Annotated in this window: 11 protein-coding genes, 1 pseudogene and 1 riboswitch; of the genes and pseudogenes, 6 read left to right on the top strand and 6 right to left on the bottom strand. The window is 66.2% G+C overall.

The genetic code is table 11. From position 1 onward, the window contains the following. Positions 1 to 56 precede the first annotated feature (56 nt). From dxs to AC3WL2_RS11950, 3 genes are all read right to left on the bottom strand, one after another. A complete protein-coding gene (gene dxs / locus AC3WL2_RS11960; RefSeq protein WP_102683818.1) occupies positions 57 to 1,952 on the bottom strand; it encodes a 1-deoxy-D-xylulose-5-phosphate synthase in 1,896 nt (631 codons plus the stop codon). Positions 1,953 to 2,121: 169 nt separating this feature from the next. Further along, a complete protein-coding gene (gene ispA, locus AC3WL2_RS11955; RefSeq protein ID WP_102683817.1) occupies positions 2,122 to 3,009 on the bottom strand; it encodes a (2E,6E)-farnesyl diphosphate synthase in 888 nt (295 codons plus the stop codon). Then, on the bottom strand, positions 3,006 to 3,248 hold the full coding sequence (locus tag AC3WL2_RS11950) for an exodeoxyribonuclease VII small subunit (RefSeq protein WP_011531978.1): 243 nt from the start codon (positions 3,246 to 3,248) through the stop codon (positions 3,006 to 3,008). The genes ispA and AC3WL2_RS11950 overlap by 4 nt, the downstream gene beginning before the upstream one ends. Positions 3,249 to 3,468: 220 nt before the next feature. Here AC3WL2_RS11950 and AC3WL2_RS11945 point away from each other — a divergent pair, with 220 nt between their 5' ends. Genes AC3WL2_RS11945 through AC3WL2_RS11935 form a run of 3 tightly spaced genes read left to right on the top strand, consistent with a single transcriptional unit; the run spans position 3,469 to position 7,235 of the window. Then, positions 3,469 to 4,884 (top strand): MBOAT family O-acyltransferase, encoded by a 1,416-nt coding sequence (locus tag AC3WL2_RS11945; protein ID WP_102683816.1) that lies wholly within the window; start codon positions 3,469 to 3,471, stop codon positions 4,882 to 4,884. Then, entirely contained in the window at positions 4,871 to 6,040 is a 1,170-nt protein-coding gene (locus tag AC3WL2_RS11940; RefSeq protein WP_256582565.1) for an SGNH/GDSL hydrolase family protein, read from the top strand. Before AC3WL2_RS11945 ends, AC3WL2_RS11940 begins: the two co-directional genes overlap by 14 nt. Position 6,041: 1 nt before the next feature. Beyond that, positions 6,042 to 7,235 (top strand): SGNH/GDSL hydrolase family protein, encoded by a 1,194-nt coding sequence (locus AC3WL2_RS11935; protein WP_102683814.1) that lies wholly within the window; start codon positions 6,042 to 6,044, stop codon positions 7,233 to 7,235. Between the two features lie 88 nt (positions 7,236 to 7,323). Here the strand turns inward: AC3WL2_RS11935 and ribB are convergent, their stop codons facing one another. Further along, the gene (ribB, locus tag AC3WL2_RS11930) at positions 7,324 to 7,974 is read right to left on the bottom strand and encodes a 3,4-dihydroxy-2-butanone-4-phosphate synthase (RefSeq protein WP_038707266.1); all 651 of its coding nucleotides are present in this window, start codon (positions 7,972 to 7,974) and stop codon (positions 7,324 to 7,326) included. Between the two features lie 80 nt (positions 7,975 to 8,054). Further along, positions 8,055 to 8,196, bottom strand: a riboswitch (FMN riboswitch). A gap of 36 nt (positions 8,197 to 8,232) precedes the next feature. Continuing rightward, positions 8,233 to 9,816 carry an RNA repair transcriptional activator RtcR gene (gene rtcR, locus AC3WL2_RS11925; RefSeq protein ID WP_102683813.1) on the bottom strand — a complete coding sequence of 528 codons (1,584 nt, stop codon included), beginning with the start codon at positions 9,814 to 9,816 and terminating at the stop codon, positions 8,233 to 8,235. 1,225 nt (positions 9,817 to 11,041) lie between these two features. Here rtcR and AC3WL2_RS11920 point away from each other — a divergent pair. The 3 genes and pseudogenes from AC3WL2_RS11920 to AC3WL2_RS11910 form a co-directional block, all read left to right on the top strand. Then, positions 11,042 to 11,950: pseudogene (locus tag AC3WL2_RS11920) on the top strand (slipin family protein); the annotation flags it as partial. 39 nt (positions 11,951 to 11,989) lie between these two features. Then, positions 11,990 to 13,195: an RtcB family protein gene (locus tag AC3WL2_RS11915; RefSeq protein ID WP_102683812.1), complete on the top strand. Its 1,206-nt coding sequence runs from the start codon at positions 11,990 to 11,992 to the stop codon at positions 13,193 to 13,195. Positions 13,196 to 13,234: 39 nt separating this feature from the next. After that, on the top strand, positions 13,235 to 14,032 hold the full coding sequence (locus tag AC3WL2_RS11910) for a nucleotidyltransferase domain-containing protein (protein ID WP_102683811.1): 798 nt from the start codon (positions 13,235 to 13,237) through the stop codon (positions 14,030 to 14,032). Between the two features lie 111 nt (positions 14,033 to 14,143). Here the strand turns inward: AC3WL2_RS11910 and AC3WL2_RS11905 are convergent, their stop codons facing one another. Beyond that, positions 14,144 to 15,034: an alpha/beta hydrolase gene (locus tag AC3WL2_RS11905; RefSeq protein ID WP_102683810.1), complete on the bottom strand. Its 891-nt coding sequence runs from the start codon at positions 15,032 to 15,034 to the stop codon at positions 14,144 to 14,146. Between the last annotated feature and the right edge of the window lie 29 nt (positions 15,035 to 15,063).

Raw genomic sequence — 15,063 nt, 5'->3', positions numbered from 1 at the left:
CGATCACGGGGCAAGTCGCATCGGCGCACCGCCGCGACTTGCCCCGCGATATGGCCTTACAGGCCTAGCTTGGCCATTCGGGCTTTGACGGAGGCTTCGATCCCAGCCACATCCAGCCCGCACTCCGCCAGCATCTGCGCAGGCTTGGCATGCTCGACATAGATATCCGGCAGCCCCAGGTGCAGCAGCGGCTTGACCACCGCTTCGCGGGCGAGGAACTCGCCCACCGCTGCGCCGGCGCCACCCATGATGGCATTCTCTTCGATAGTCACCAGCAACTCATGGCTGGCGGCCATTTCCAGCACCAGCGCCTCGTCCAGTGGCTTGACGAAACGCATGTCGACCACGGTGGCATCGATCTGCTCGGCTACCTGCAGGGCTTCGGCCAGCTGTACGCCGAACACCAGCAGGGCAACCTTGCCACCCTGGCGGCGGACCACGCCCTTGCCGATTTCCAGCGGCTCCAGGTCGCCGCTGATCGGCGCGTTGGGGCCAGTGCCGCGTGGATAACGCACGGCGGCCGGGCCCTTGTAGTGGTGGCCGGTGCTGAGCATCTTGCGCAGCTCGTTCTCGTCGCTCGGGGTCATTACCAGCATGCCGGGGATGCAGCGCAGGTAGGACAGGTCGTAGGCACCGGCGTGGGTCGGGCCGTCCTCGCCGACCAGGCCGGCGCGGTCGATGGCGAACAGCACATCGAGGTCCTGCACCGCCACGTCGTGGATCAGCTGGTCATAGGCGCGTTGCAGGAAGGTCGAGTAGATCGCCACCACCGGCTTGGCACCCTCGCAGGCCATGCCCGCGGCCAGGGTGACCGCGTGCTGCTCGGCGATGGCGACGTCGAAGTAGCGCTCCGGGTAGCGTTCGCTGAAGTCGATCAGGTCCGAGCCTTCCTTCATCGCCGGGGTGATGCCCACCAGGCGATTGTCGGCGGCGGCCATGTCGCACAGCCACTGGCCGAACACCGAGGCGTATTTCGGGCCGCTGGCCTTCTTCGGCGCGACCGGCTTGTCGGCCGGCTCCAGCTTGGTGATGGCGTGGTAGCCGATCGGGTCGACCTCGGCCGGGGCGAAGCCCTTGCCTTTCTTGGTCACCACGTGGAGGAACTGCGGGCCCTTGAGGTCGCGCATGTTACGCAGGGTGGCGATCAGGGTCGGCAGGTCGTGGCCGTCGATCGGGCCGATGTAGTTCCAGCCCAGCTCCTCGAACAGCGTGCCCGGCACCAGCATGCCCTTGGCGTACTCTTCGGTGCGGCGGGCGATTTCCCAGGCGCCGGGCAGGCGCGACAGCACTTTCTTGCTGCCTTCGCGCATGCTCGCGTAGGTGCGGCTGGAGAGGATCTTGGCCAGGTAGTTGGACAGGCCGCCGACATTGCGCGAAATCGACATGTCGTTGTCGTTGAGGATCACCAGCATGTCGGCGTTGACTTCCTGGGCGTGGTTCAGCGCCTCGAAGGCCATGCCGGCGGTCAGCGCGCCGTCGCCGATCACCGCGATCGACTTGCGCGGGTCGTTCTGCAGGCGAGCGGCGATGGCCATGCCCAGCGCGGCGCTGATCGAGGTGCTGGAGTGGCCGACGCCGAAGGTGTCGTACTCGCTCTCGCTGCGGCGCGGGAAGGCGGCGATGCCGTCTTTCTGGCGCAGGCTGAGCATGCGCTCGCGCCGGCCGGTGAGGATCTTGTGCGGGTAGGCCTGGTGGCCGACGTCCCACACCAGCCGGTCATCCGGGGTGTCGAAGACGTAGTGCAGGGCGATCGTCAGCTCGATGACGCCCAGGCCCGCACCAAAATGCCCACCGGTCTGCCCAACGGTATAGAGCAGGTCCTGGCGCAGCTCGTCGGCCAGGGTCTCCAGGTCGGCTTCGGCCAGCCGGCGCAGGCCGGCGGGCGTGTCGGCGCGGTCCAGCAACGGCGTGACCGGGCGTTCGCGGGGGATCTCTTGAAACGTCGTGGGCATCAGGCGAGTCGTTATAGGTGTGAAGACGCGGCAGTTTACCCCATTGTAGGAAAAGCTGCCCATTCAGTCGGGTGTTGAGCGGGGGCTGCTGCGCACCCCATCGCCGGCAAGCCGGCTCCCACAGGTATCGCGTTGTCTGTGGGCGCTGGTATGTCGGCAGCGGCGCTGATCAGTGGCGGCGCTCGACGATGTAGCGGGCCAGCGCCCGCAGTGGCTCGGCATTGTCGCCAAAGCCTGCCAGCGCGGCCAGCGCCTGGTCGCGCAGCTCCAGGGCATAGGCCTTGGCCGCCTCCAGCCCGAGCAGCGCCGGATAGGTCGGCTTGTCGCGGGCGATATCGGCGCCCTGGCGCTTGCCCAGGGTGGCGGTGTCGCTCTCCACGTCGAGGATATCGTCCTGCACCTGGAACGCCAGACCGATGGCCTGTGCATAAGTCTGCAGCGCATCGAGCTGGACCTGCCCGGCGCGGGCGCTGGCCAGGGCGCCGAGACGCACGCTGGCTTCGATCAGTGCGCCGGTCTTGTGCCGGTGCATGTACTCCAGAGCTTTCTGGTCGAGCTTCAGGCCCACCGAGCCGAGATCGATGGCCTGGCCGCCGACCATACCCGCGGGGCCGGCCGCCTTGGCCAGGGCCTGGACCATCTGCAGGCGGATGGCGTCTGGCTGCGGGCTCAGACGCGGGTCGAGCAAGGCGTTGAAGGCCAGGCTTTGCAAGCCGTCGCCGGCGAGGATCGCGCAGGCTTCGTCGAAGGCCTTGTGGGTGGTCGGCTGGCCGCGGCGCAGGTCGTCGTCGTCCATGGCCGGCAGGTCGTCGTGCACCAGCGAATAGGCGTGGATCAGCTCCACTGCGCAGGCAGCGCCGTTGGCCTGCTCCGCCGGCACACCGAAGGCCTCGCAGGCGGCGTAGGCCAGCAGCGGGCGCACGCGCTTGCCGCCGTTCATCACGCTGTAGCGCATGGCCGCGTAGAGGCGCTCGAGCTCCTTGGAGGGGGCTTGGAACAAGGGTTCCAGGGCCGCGTCGACCCGGGACTGGGCGCTTGCCTGGTACTGGGCGATCATGCCTCGGGCTCCGCGTCGAACGGTTGCGCGGCCAGCTCGCCGTCACGCTCCAGGAGGATCTGCACCTTCTGCTCGGCCTGGGCCAGGGCGCCCTGGCAATCGCGGGTCAGGGCAATGCCTTGCTCGAAGGCGGCCAGCGACTCTTCCAGCGACAGTTCGCCGTTCTCCAGGCGCTCGACCAGGGCTTGCAGGTCGGCGAGGGATTGTTCGAAATCGATGGAGGCTTTTTTGCGGGCCATGGCGACGGTCTCGGTGGTGTTCAGAACGGCGCGACACTAGCAGAGCGGGGCAGGGGGAGCAAATCACGCAGGGTTATCGTTCGTCGCATTTTGTTGCACTTGTTCGATGTGAGTCATCTTGCAATCTGCGAAGCAATGGAATTGTGGGGGTGGCGGCCCTCTGCCATAATCCGCGCGCTCTGGCCCGTGGGCCAGCGGCTTCCCTCCCCGACGTCATGTAATGGACTACGTTGTGAGCTTCCTCTCGATCGAATTCGGCCTCTGTTTCACGCTGTTCTTCATACTTTATTGGAGCCTGTGCTGGAGTGTCCGGCTGCAGAACCTGCTGCTGCTGACGGCCAGCTATGGCCTGGTGGCCAGCTTCAGCCTGCAGTCGCTTTACATCCTGCTGGGCTACAGCGTGCTGGTGTACCTGCTCGGCCTGCTGGCGGGGCGCTACCCCGGGCGCTGGTTCAGTCGCGTGCTGCTGTTGACGCTGGTGCTGGGCTGTTTCTACCTGTTCAAGTACCAGGCGTTCTTCGTCGAAGGCGCGCAGGCCGCACTGGCCACCGCCGGGTTCGACGTGGCGCTGCCGTTGCTGGAAGTGCTGGTGCCGATCGGGCTGTCGTTCTATACCTTCCATTCGGTCAGCTACCTGGTGTCGATCAACCGGCGCGAGCTGACGCCGTCGGCGCCGCTGGACCTGGCCTTGTACCTGGCGTTCTTCCCCAGCCTGGTGGCCGGGCCGGTCAACCGCGCCCTGCACATGCTGCCGCAGATCCGCCCGCCGGCCATGCGCCAGGTGCTGGAGCCGCAGCGGGCACTGGGGCTGATCGCGATGGCGGTGGTCAAGTTGTTCTTCCTCAGTGCCTGGCTGGGCAGCGAGTGGGTGGACCCGGTGTTCGACACCCCGGGCAGCGCCTCCCCCGAGCAGGTACTGTTGAGCGTGTACGGTTACAGCCTGCTGATCTACTTCAACTTCAGCGGCTACACCAACCTGGTCACCGGCATCGCCTTGTTGCTGGGGTTCCGCCTGCCGGACAACTTCGACGCGCCGTATGCCGCACATAACCTCAAGGAGTTCTGGGGGCGCTGGCACATCAGCCTGTCGCGCTTCATCCGCGACTACGTCTATATCCCGCTGGGCGGCAACCGCCAGGGCGTATGGCGCGGCAACCTGAACATGCTGCTGGCGATGCTGGTGTCCGGGCTGTGGCACGGGGCGAGCGTGAACTTCATCATCTGGGGCGCACTGCACGGCGTGGGCCTGGCCATCTCCAAGCTGTTCAGCCAGTGGTGCCCAGGGTTCGCCAACCTGCCGGGATCGGGATTGCTGGCGCGGTTGATGACCTTCCACTACGTGGCTTTTGCCTGGATCTTCTTCCGCAGCCCGACGTTGGAGGGCGCGCTGGAGATGCTCGGCGACATCGCCCAGCTCAGCCTGGCGGGCCTGAACAGTGTCACTGGCCTGATGCTGCTGGCCTGCGTGCTGTTCGTGGCCAGTTATCCACAATGGCTGGCGCTGCTGCGCCAGAATGGCGCGGCCTTCCAGCGCCTGCCGTGGCAGCTGTACCCGATCCCGCTCGGGGTCGGTGTGTCGCTGGTGATTTTCGCTTCGCAGTCGGGCGTGCCGGGGTTCATCTATGCAAGCTTCTGATAGCAAACAGCTGTTCCAGGTACAGATGGGCGCTGCCCGTGGCCTGTACGCGATCGTGGTCACCACCGCGCTGCTGTTCTGGCTGAATCAGGACTCGATCAAACTCTACTGCCAGCAGAAGTACCACCAGAGCTGCGAAATCCCGCTGCTGGGCCAGATGCCGGCCTGGCGCATGGGGGCGCAACTGACGGCGCTGCTGGAGGCCCGCCGTGACGACCTGCTCGAGCGCCTGCAGCCGGCGCCGCAGGTAGCCGAAGCGCCGCTGCCCGAGGTCCTGCCCGCGCCGATGCCGGTGGTCACGGTCGACCTGCAGACCCCGGCGGCGCTGGCCAAACCGCTGCCGCACGGTGCGGCGCACACGCCGGCGCCGGTTCACGTGCCCGCGCCCGTCGCTGTAACCCCGTCCGTCGCGGCAGTGCCGGCGTCAGCGCCAATGCCAGCGGCAACTCCAGCACCAGCCCCAGCCCCGGCGCCGGTATTGCTGCAACCGGGCACCGTGGCCTCCCTGGCCGCTGGTGACGAGGTGTTCCTGGTCGGCGATTCGCTGATGCAGGGCGTTGCCCCGCACCTGGCCAACAGCTTGCGCAAGCGTTACCAGATCCGCACCGTCAACCTCAGCAAGCAGAGCACCGGCCTTGCCTACCCGGGCTTCTTCAACTGGCCGAAGACCGTGGCGGAGACCCTCGACCACGAACCGAACGTGCGCCTGATGGTGGTGTTCCTCGGCCCCAACGACCCGTGGGACATGCCCCAGGGCAAAGGCAAGCCGTTCCTGCGCTTCAAGTCGCCGGAATGGGAGGTGGCCTATCGCGCCCGGATCGATTCGATCCTCGAGCAGGCCCGCACGCACAACGTGCAGGTTATCTGGGTCGGACCGCCGAACATGGAGAAGGCGCGGCTGTCCAACGCCATGGGTTACCTCAGCGGGCTCTACCAGGAGCAGACCGCGCTGTACGGCCAATACTACGTGTCGGCCAACCCGATCCTCGGCTACGCCGACGCCAGCTTCGCGTACACGGTGCAGACCGCGCAGGGCAAGCGGGTGAAGGTGCGGGTCGACGACGGCATTCATTTCACCATCACAGGCCAGAAGATGATTGCCGAGCAGATACTGTCGCTGATCAGCTTTCCAGGCCTGACCGTAACAGGACATTGAGATGCGCCAATGGCATCACCTGCTGGGCCTGGCCCTGCTGATCAGCGCTGCGCCGGGTTGCAGCACCGGCGCCAACAGCGTGAGCGTCCAGCCCGCGGCGCGGCCCACCGCCGCGCCCGCCAGCCGCCAGGACGGCAACGTCGCCCTGCTCGCCGGCAAGCTGCGCAATGCCGGGCGTGCCCCGGTTGCCATCGTTCAGCTGGGTGATTCGCACACCGCCGCCGACCTGTTCAGCGGCGAGCTGCGCCGCCTGCTGCAGGCACGCTACGGCGACGGTGGCATTGGCCTGGTGCCGGCCTCGCCGGTGCCGGGGATCCGTAACGACCGGGTGATCATCAAGAGCGAGAAGCGCCAGTGGGAGCTGGTGTCGGCGCGCAACCAGCAGAGCCATCAGTTTCCGCTGGGCGGCTACCTGTCGCTGCCGCAGGCCAACCGTTCCAGCGTGATGCTGCAAGCGCGGGACGAGGACCGTCAGCGCTACAAGGTCTCGGCGTTGTACCAGTCCAGCGGGAGTGCCAGCCTGCTGGTCAATGGCGGCCAGCGCCGGGTGTTGCCGGCCAGCAACGGCCAGTGGCGCTTCAGCCCGGCGTTCGCCAATGTCGGCCTGCCGGTGCAACTGACGGTGGAGGGTGGCCGTGGCGTCGCCTTGGGTGGCTGGTACCTGCAGGGGCAGAAGAATGCCGGGGTGATCTATTCGACGCTGGGCATCAACGGCGCGCGCCTGGAGGTGGTGGACAAGTGGCAGGCGGGTTGGCGCGACAGCCTCAAGGCCGTGCGGCCGGACCTGGTGATCCTGGCCTACGGCACCAATGAGGCGTTCGACGACAAGCTCGACCTGGCGCTGTACCAGGCGCAGCTGGAGGCGACCCTTACGGGCGTGCGCAAAGACCTGCCGCAGGCGGCGATACTGCTGGTCGGCCCGCCGGACTCGATCAAGCAGCGCAAGGCGCGCAGTTGCGCGGCGCGCCAGCCGCAACCGCTGGCCTCGGTGATCCGTATCCAGAAGCAGATGGCGCGCAAGCACAAGGCGCTGTTCTGGGATTGGCAGGGGTTCATGGGCGGGCCGTGCTCGATCGCTGGCTGGCAGGCGCAGGGGCTGGCGCGGCCTGATCTTGTCCATCTGACAGCCGATGGCTATCGCAAGAGTGCGGCGGGGTTGTATGAGTATCTGAAGGGGCCGTTGGGGTTGCGTTGAGGCCTGGCCTCATCGCGGGGCCAGCCCGCCCCCACGAAGCACCTTGGTACTTGGCGTGGGAGCGGGCTTGCCCCGCGATGCCTTTGGATCAGGCCGGCTCGGCCTCCAGCTCAACCATCGCCTCGCGATAGCGCGCCAGCTCCTCGATGGTCAGCACCGGCAGGTTGTACTGCCGCGCATACACCGCCACCTGCTCGCCCCGGGCCATGCTGCCATCGGGGTTCATCAGTTCGCACAGCACCGCCGCCGGGCGCAGGCCGGCCAGGCGGGCCAGGTCCACCGAGCCTTCGGTGTGGCCGCGACGGGTCAGCACGCCGCCGTCACGGGCGCGCAGCGGGAACACATGCCCTGGGCTGACGATATGGCGCTGTTGTGCGGTGGAGCGCAGCGCGGCTTCGATGGTGGTGATGCGGTCCTGGGCCGACACGCCGGTGCTGACCCCTTCGGCCGCTTCGATGGTGACGGTGAAACCGGTGCCATGGCGGGCCTGGTTGTTCTGCACCATCGGCGCCAGCTGCAGGGCGTCGACGGTGGCTTCGTCCAGGCACAGGCAGACGATGCCGCTGCAATCGCGGATCATCATGGCCATGGTCTGCAGCGACAGGTTCTCGGCGGCGGCGACGATGTCGGCTTCGTCCTCGCGGTCGTCGTCGTCGAGCAGCAGCACCGGGCGCCCGGCCTGGAAGGCGGCGATGGCGGCGCTGACGTTGGGGAATTGCTTGTTAAGCGGGGTGGACATGAAACGCTCCTCGTGAATGATCGATGAACGTCTCGGGGCGAACAAAATGCGCGCGCAAGGGCGCCTGGACGGCCCCTGCCAAACGCCTTCTTTCATCCGGACTATGACCGTCGGCCCTGGAATCTCACCAGATCTGCTGACCCCCGGCATGGCCGGGGCGCTCGCGGGCTCATCTTTCGATTTACCGCCGGTGGGGACTTTCACCCCGCCCTGAAGACCGGGCAAGCATACCCCACGGTGGCGGTCTGCTGGCAAGCCCTACGACTTTAGTTGCTGCCAGTCGAGTCCGAACCGCGCCAGGTACTTGCGCAGGCGGTCAGCGTCGTTGGGGTTGGCCTTCTCCTGGCGCGACACCGCGAACAGCTGGCGCCCGGCCTCGGACAGGCTCGAGGCGCGGCGGCACACATCGATCACCGCCTGCAGTTGCACCTGGTCGAACAGGTCCAGCTCGCGGCCGTCCAGCAGCGGCTCGGTTGCCGATTCCAGGCCCCAGGCATAGCGCAGCCGTTCGATCTCTTCCTCGACCAGCGCCTCGTCGATGCGCCCGCTGTCGGCCAGGGTCGCCATGCGCGTGATCGATGCCGACAGCTCGCGGAAGTTGCCGGCCCAGCGTGCTTCGCTGGCGTGGGCAAAGGCCAGGTAGCGGCGCTTGGCTTCGAGGTTAAAGCGCACCTGGCGGCCTTGCTCGCGGGCGTGGCGTTGCAACTCGAAATCCAGGTTCGGCTCGATGTCCTCGCGCCGCTGGGCCAGGCCCGGAAGGGCGAAGGTCCACAGGTTGATGCGGGCGAACAGGTCTTCGCGGAACGAGCCGTCGGCGACCTTGGCGCGCAGGTCGCGGTGGGTGCCGGCGATCAGCTGGAAGTCGCTTTCCACCTCGCGGTCGGCGCCCAGTGGGAAAAAGCGCTTTTCTTCGATGGCCTTGAGCAGCATGGCCTGTTCGTCGGCGCCCAGCTCACCGATTTCGTCGAGGAACAGCATGCCGCCGTCGGCGGCGCGCAGCAGGCCGTCGCGGGCGTTCTGCGCGCCGGTGAAGGCGCCTTTGGCGTGGCCGAACAGGGTCGACATGGCGCCGTCGCCGCGCAGGGTGGCGCAGTTCACCTCGATGAAGCGACCGCCCAACTGGTGACGACCGCGCTTGAGTTCATGGACGCGGCGGGCCAGGAATGACTTGCCGGCGCCGGTCGGGCCGACCAGCAGCATCGGCGCCTTCGAGCGCAGGGCGACCCGTTCGATCTGCTCTATGGTGCGGTTGAAGTCCGGGTTGCGCGTGGCGATGCCTGACTTGAGCAGCGACTGCCCCTCGACCTGTTCGCGGCGAAAGCGCGAGGCGATCGGGTCGTAGCGCGACAGGTCGAGGTCGATCAGCGTGGCGATGCCGGCCGGGTCGCTGTTTTCGTCGTGCTTGCGCGAGGGCGAGGTCTGCACCAGGCGCGCTGGCAGGTAGCGCGCCTCGGTGAGCAGGAACCAGCAGATCTGCGCGACGTGGGTGCCGGTGGTGATATGCACCAGGTAGTCCTCGTGCTCGGTGTCGAAGCTGTAGCCGCTGGCGAAGTCGTGCAGGGCGCCGTAGACCTCCTCGAAATCCCACGGGTTGCGCAGCGCCAGCGGGTGCAGGCGCACCTCGGTGCCGGGCGAGACCTGCTGGATGTCGGCGCGGATTCGCTCGGCCAGGCCGAGGTCGCGTGCGCCGGGGCCGTGGATAAGTTCCAGGCGGTCCAGGGGCAGGTCGGGTTGCTGGCACAGGCCGATGGTTGGCCGCCACCTGTTCCAGCGCGCCGCACCCTTGCCGTTGCGGTCTAGGGTGGTGCCGAGAAAACCGATGGCGACGAGAGGCTTGGTCATCCGTGATTATCCAAAAAGATAAATATGTATCGCAAGATATACGAAAAATGGAATAGGTATGACGCGTTGCAATGTACATGCTAACGCGCAATAAAAAATAAATGCTTATAAATCAGTTAGTTAAAAGATTTTTTCAAGGGCGAATGAAACCTGGCACGCCGTTCGCTATATCCCTCTCGACCGCATCGCCAGGCAGGCCCTCGGGACAGGGGAACCCCCCGCCGGTGCACGTACCCACCTTCAGGTGTCGGTGTCGTGCATGCCGCCGCTGCAACGACCGGTCATTGCTGCGCTGGGCCCCTGGAAAGGCCGGCGCAGACGCTCGCCGGGCAAAGCCCCGGCACTACCCTCCTAAGGTAGCTGTAACCGCAACACCCGCCGGGTGGGCACAGGCAACGCAAGCAGGGCCAGGACGGCCCGTCACTGCGAAGGACGCCTGGCCCGCCGCTGGCCCACCCGGCTCGCCGGCCGGGCCTGGCGCAACGATGGTGGCCGCTGGAGCAATGCTCCCGGCCCCGGACTCCGCCAGGCTTCGCTCGCGACGCCCGATGGGTTGGCGACCCCGGCAACCAAGGACATTGAACAAAGGATGAGCAAGATGAACATGTTGAAGCGCTTTGTAGTGAAGAAGAACGAACACGGCCTGTTGCTGAACGATGGCGATTTCGAGGCGATCCTCGAGCCGGGCCAGTACAAGCGTTTCGATTGGCAGGGGCGGCTGACGCTGAAGACCTGCCCCCAGGATTCCCCGCTGCACGACTATCCCCTCGAGCGCTATCTGCGCCAACATGAGCCGGCGTTGGTCGAGCAGTATTTCCTTACCCTGGACATGGCCGAAAACGAAGTGGGCCTGCGTTTCGAGGATGGTCAGTTGAAGGAACTGTTGGCAGCTGACAGCCGCCGCCTGCAATGGAAAGGTCAGACCCGGCAGAGCCTGACGCGGATCGACCTGGCCCAGGGGCGGCGCCTGGACGCCGAGTTGCTGGCGCGCTTGAACAAACCGGGAATCGCCGGCATGGACAACGTGCTGCTGGTGACGGTGCCGACCTTCAGCGTCGGTGTGCTGCGCATCGATGGTGTCGTGGTCGACCTGCTGTTGGCCGGGCAGCATGGATTCTGGCGCTGCGGCGCCCAGGTAGTGGTGGACACGGTGGATACGCGTCGCCCTGTTTCGGACGTCAACGTCCGGGAGTTGCTCGCCCGTGGCATGGACCAGCACCTGGTGTGCATGGACCTGAGCGAGCATGAGGTCGGGCTGCGCTTCGAGGACGGCAAGCTGGTCGAAGTGCTGCCGCCGGACAGCCGCCGTGCCTACTGGAAAGACCAGGCCAGGCACGAGCTGCAACGTCTCGACCTGACCCATGGCCAGTGCCTGGACGCCGAGTTGGTGACCCGCCTGAATCGCCCGGGTATCGCCGGCATGGACCATGTGCTGCTGGCGCTGGTGCCGGCATTCCATGTCGGCGTGCTGAAGATCGACGGCGTGGTGGCCGGGTTGCTCGAGCCCGGACAGCATGGCTACTGGCGTTGCGGCAGCCAGGTAGCGGTGGAGATGGTCGACACCCGCCTGCAGGCACTGGAGGTGAGCGGCCAGGAGATTCTCACCCGCGACAAGGTCAACCTGCGCCTGAGTCTGGTGGCCAACTGGCGTTATACCGACGTGCTCGGTGCACATGGGCAGATGAGCAAGCCGGTTGAGCACCTGTACCGCGAGCTGCAGTTCGGCCTGCGTGCGGCGGTGGGCACCCGGACCCTCGATGAGCTGTTGGAGAACAAACAACTGATCGACGACAGCGTTACCGAGCACCTGCAGGCGCAGTTGCCGGGCAGTGGCTTGGAAGTAGGCAGCCTCGGGCTGCGCGACATCATCCTGCCGGGCGAGATGAAAACCCTGCTGGCGCAAGTAGTGGAAGCAGAGAAGGCCGCCCAGGCCAACGTGATCCGGCGCCGCGAGGAAACCCAGGCGACCCGCTCGCTGCTCAACACTGCCAAGGTGATGGAAGGCAACCCGACGGCCCTGCGCCTGAAGGAGCTGGAAACCCTGGAGCGGGTGGCCGAGCGCATCGACCGGATTTCGGTGTTCGGTGGCCTGGATCAGGTATTGAATGGCATGGTCAGCCTCAAGGCGGGTTGACCCTGTGCGACACGACGTAACGCAACAAGGAACAAGGCAATGAACATACTCGAAGTGGCGGGCGGCAAGCCGATCAAGCTGTGGACCGACGGTGTGCCGGTCGAGGACGACGCCCGCAAGCAACTGATGAACACGGCGAAGATGCCGTTCATCTTCAAGCACCTGGCGGTGATGCCGGACGTGCACTTGGGCAAGGGCTCGACCATCGGCAGCGTGATCCCCACCGTGGGCGCGATCATCCCGGCGGCGGTGGGTGTGGACATCGGCTGCGGCATGATCGCCGCGCGTACCTCGCTGCATGCCCGTGACCTGCCGGACAACTTGCATGGCCTGCGTACAGCCATCGAGAAGGCCGTGCCCCATGGCAAGACCTTCGGCCGTCGCGACCAGGGTGCCTGGGACAACGTGCCGAACCAGGCCGACCAGGTCTGGAGCGGCCTGGCCGGGCGCTTCAAGGCAATCACCGACAAGCATCCGCGCCTGGAGAAGACCAACAACCGCCAGCACCTGGGGACATTGGGTGGCGGCAACCACTTCATCGAGGTCTGCCTGGACGAGGCCGATCGCGTCTGGTTCATGCTGCACAGCGGCTCGCGTGGCGTCGGCAACGCCATCGGCAACCTGTTCATCGAACTGGCCCAGGCCGACATGCGCCAGCACATGGTCAACCTGCCGGACCGCGACCTTGCGTATTTCGAGGAAGGCAGCCGGCACTTCGCCGACTATGTCGAGGCGGTGGAGTGGGCGCAGGACTTCGCCCGGCACAACCGCGAACTGATGATGCAGGCGGTGGTCGCCGCCACCCGCAAGGTGCTGGGAAAACCGTTCGAGGCCAGCCTCGAGGCGGTCAACTGCCACCACAACTATGTGCAGAAAGAGCAGCACTTCGGCCGCGAGGTACTGGTGACCCGCAAGGGCGCGGTGTCGGCGCAGAAGGGCCAGCTGGGCATCATCCCCGGCTCCATGGGCGCGGAGAGTTTCATCGTGCGTGGGTTGGGCAACGAAGAATCGTTCTGCTCGTGCAGCCATGGTGCGGGCCGGGTGATGAGCCGCACCAAGGCCAAAAGCCGCTTTACGGTCGAAGACCAGCAGCGCGCCACTGCCCATGTGGAGTGCCGCAAGGACAAGGATGTGATCGACGAGATCCCGATGGCCTACAAGGATATCGATGCAGTGATGAAGGCCCAGCGTGAGTTGGTCGAAGTGGTGCACACCTTGCGTCAGGTAGTGTGTGTGAAAGGTTGAGACGGGCGCCGTGTGGCGCCCAGTACAAGGAACGAAGACATGTATCAGGACGACCCCCACCCACTGCCCGAGGCGATGCGCGCCCGGGTGCTCGATGAACTGCAACGTATCGAGCGCGAGCACCAGGTGACCGTGCTTTATGCCTGCGAGTCCGGCAGCCGTGCCTGGGGCTTCGCTTCGCCGGACAGCGATTACGATGTGCGCTTCGTCTACGTGCCGCGCAACGACTGGTACCTGCGGGTGGACGAGCCTCGCGACGTGATCGAGCGGCCACTGAGCGACGAACTGGACATCAGCGGCTGGGAGCTGCGCAAGACCCTGCGCCTGATGCGCGGCGCCAACCCGAGCCTGCTCGAGTGGCTGGGCTCGCCGCTGGTGTATCGCGCCGACACCGAAGCTACCAGACGCTTGCGCGAGCTGGGCGAGGCGTTCTACTCGCCACGCGCGGTGCGCCATCACTACCTGTCGATGGCACGCAAGAACCTGCGTGGCTACCTGATGGGCGAGACGGTTCGCTTCAAGAAGTACCTATATGTGCTGCGACCTTTGCTGGCGGTGCGCTGGATCGACCAGGGCCTGGGCATGCCGCCGACGGCGTTCGCCGCGTTGATGGCACGCACCGTCGATGACCCGCGCCTGCAGACGGCGATCGATGCGTTGCTGGCCGTGAAACGACGCAGCGGCGAAGCCGAGCACGGGCCGCGAGACGAGGTACTGCATGGGTTCATCGAGGCCGAGCTGGCGCGGGCGGATGAGGCGCGGGAGGTGCCGGTGACGCGTGGTGACACCGGGCTGCTGGATGATTTCCTGCGGGACATCGTGCGCCAAGCTGGATGAGGGGGTGCGGCATCTGTAGGAGCGGCTTCAGCCGCGATCACCCGCGAAGCGGGTGCCAGACAACGCCTGGCTTGCATCGCGGCTAAAACCGCTTCTACAACGAATGAGGCCTCACTGAGCCGACCTGGACATCCTGTCCAGCACGAACCGCAGTGAGGCCGGCAGCATTGCTCCGTGGTCCAGGCCGTCGAATGGCTGGAAAGTCACTGACAATCCCTTCACTCCGGCCAGACTGGCCACCAGCGCCCGGGCAGGTCGTTGCACATCGCCCTGCAGCGGCCCCCGGGGATTGGCCGGCTCCCGCGTGCCGCGCATCAGCAGCAGGCTTGGCCGGTGGCTGCCCAGCCGCCCCTGTAACCCTTGCATCTCGGCCACGATGGTCCCGTCGTTCCACCACAACGATGGGCTGGCCGCCGCATAGTCGCTGAACAGCCACGGGCGGGTGAACAGTGTGTGCAGCACCGCCAGCCCGCCATAGGAGTGGCCCCAGAGCATCTGTCGTTGCGGGTCGATGGGCGCCACAGCGGCGACCATCGGGCGCATGCGCTGCTCCAGCAGGTCGAGGAATGCATCGACACCGCCACTGGCCTGGCCTGTCAGCGGATCACGCTGCTCGGCCAGCCCAGGTACGACTGGTGTGTAGTCATAGGTACGGGCGGAACGCTCGATGCGTTGGTCGGTCTGGTAGCCGATGGCGATCAGCAGCGGTGCCTGGCCGTTGGCGAGCGCCTGCAGCTGTTGCGGTGCCAAGGCGCTGATCGCGGCGTTGCCATCGAGCATCCATAGCACCGGGTAGCCGCTGGCGGGTGCCGGGCGCTGGGGCTTGCCGATCCACAGGCGGTAATGGCGCTGGCCATCCCGCGAGTCCAGGTCGAGGTGGCTGAAGCGATAGGCCATGTCCTGGCGCTGCAGCAGGGTGGTGTCCATCTTCTGTTCGGGGTGCGGCTGCGCCAAAGCCGTACCGGCCAGCAGCAATGCCAGGACAAGGGTTGGGATCTTCATCAGGCGTTCTCGTGGTGTCGTCCATGACA

It is taken from the genome of Pseudomonas sp. FW305-96 (assembly GCF_058783825.1).
Note: the sequence above shows the minus strand (reverse complement) of the source record. Positions and strands in the feature narration are given on the sequence as shown.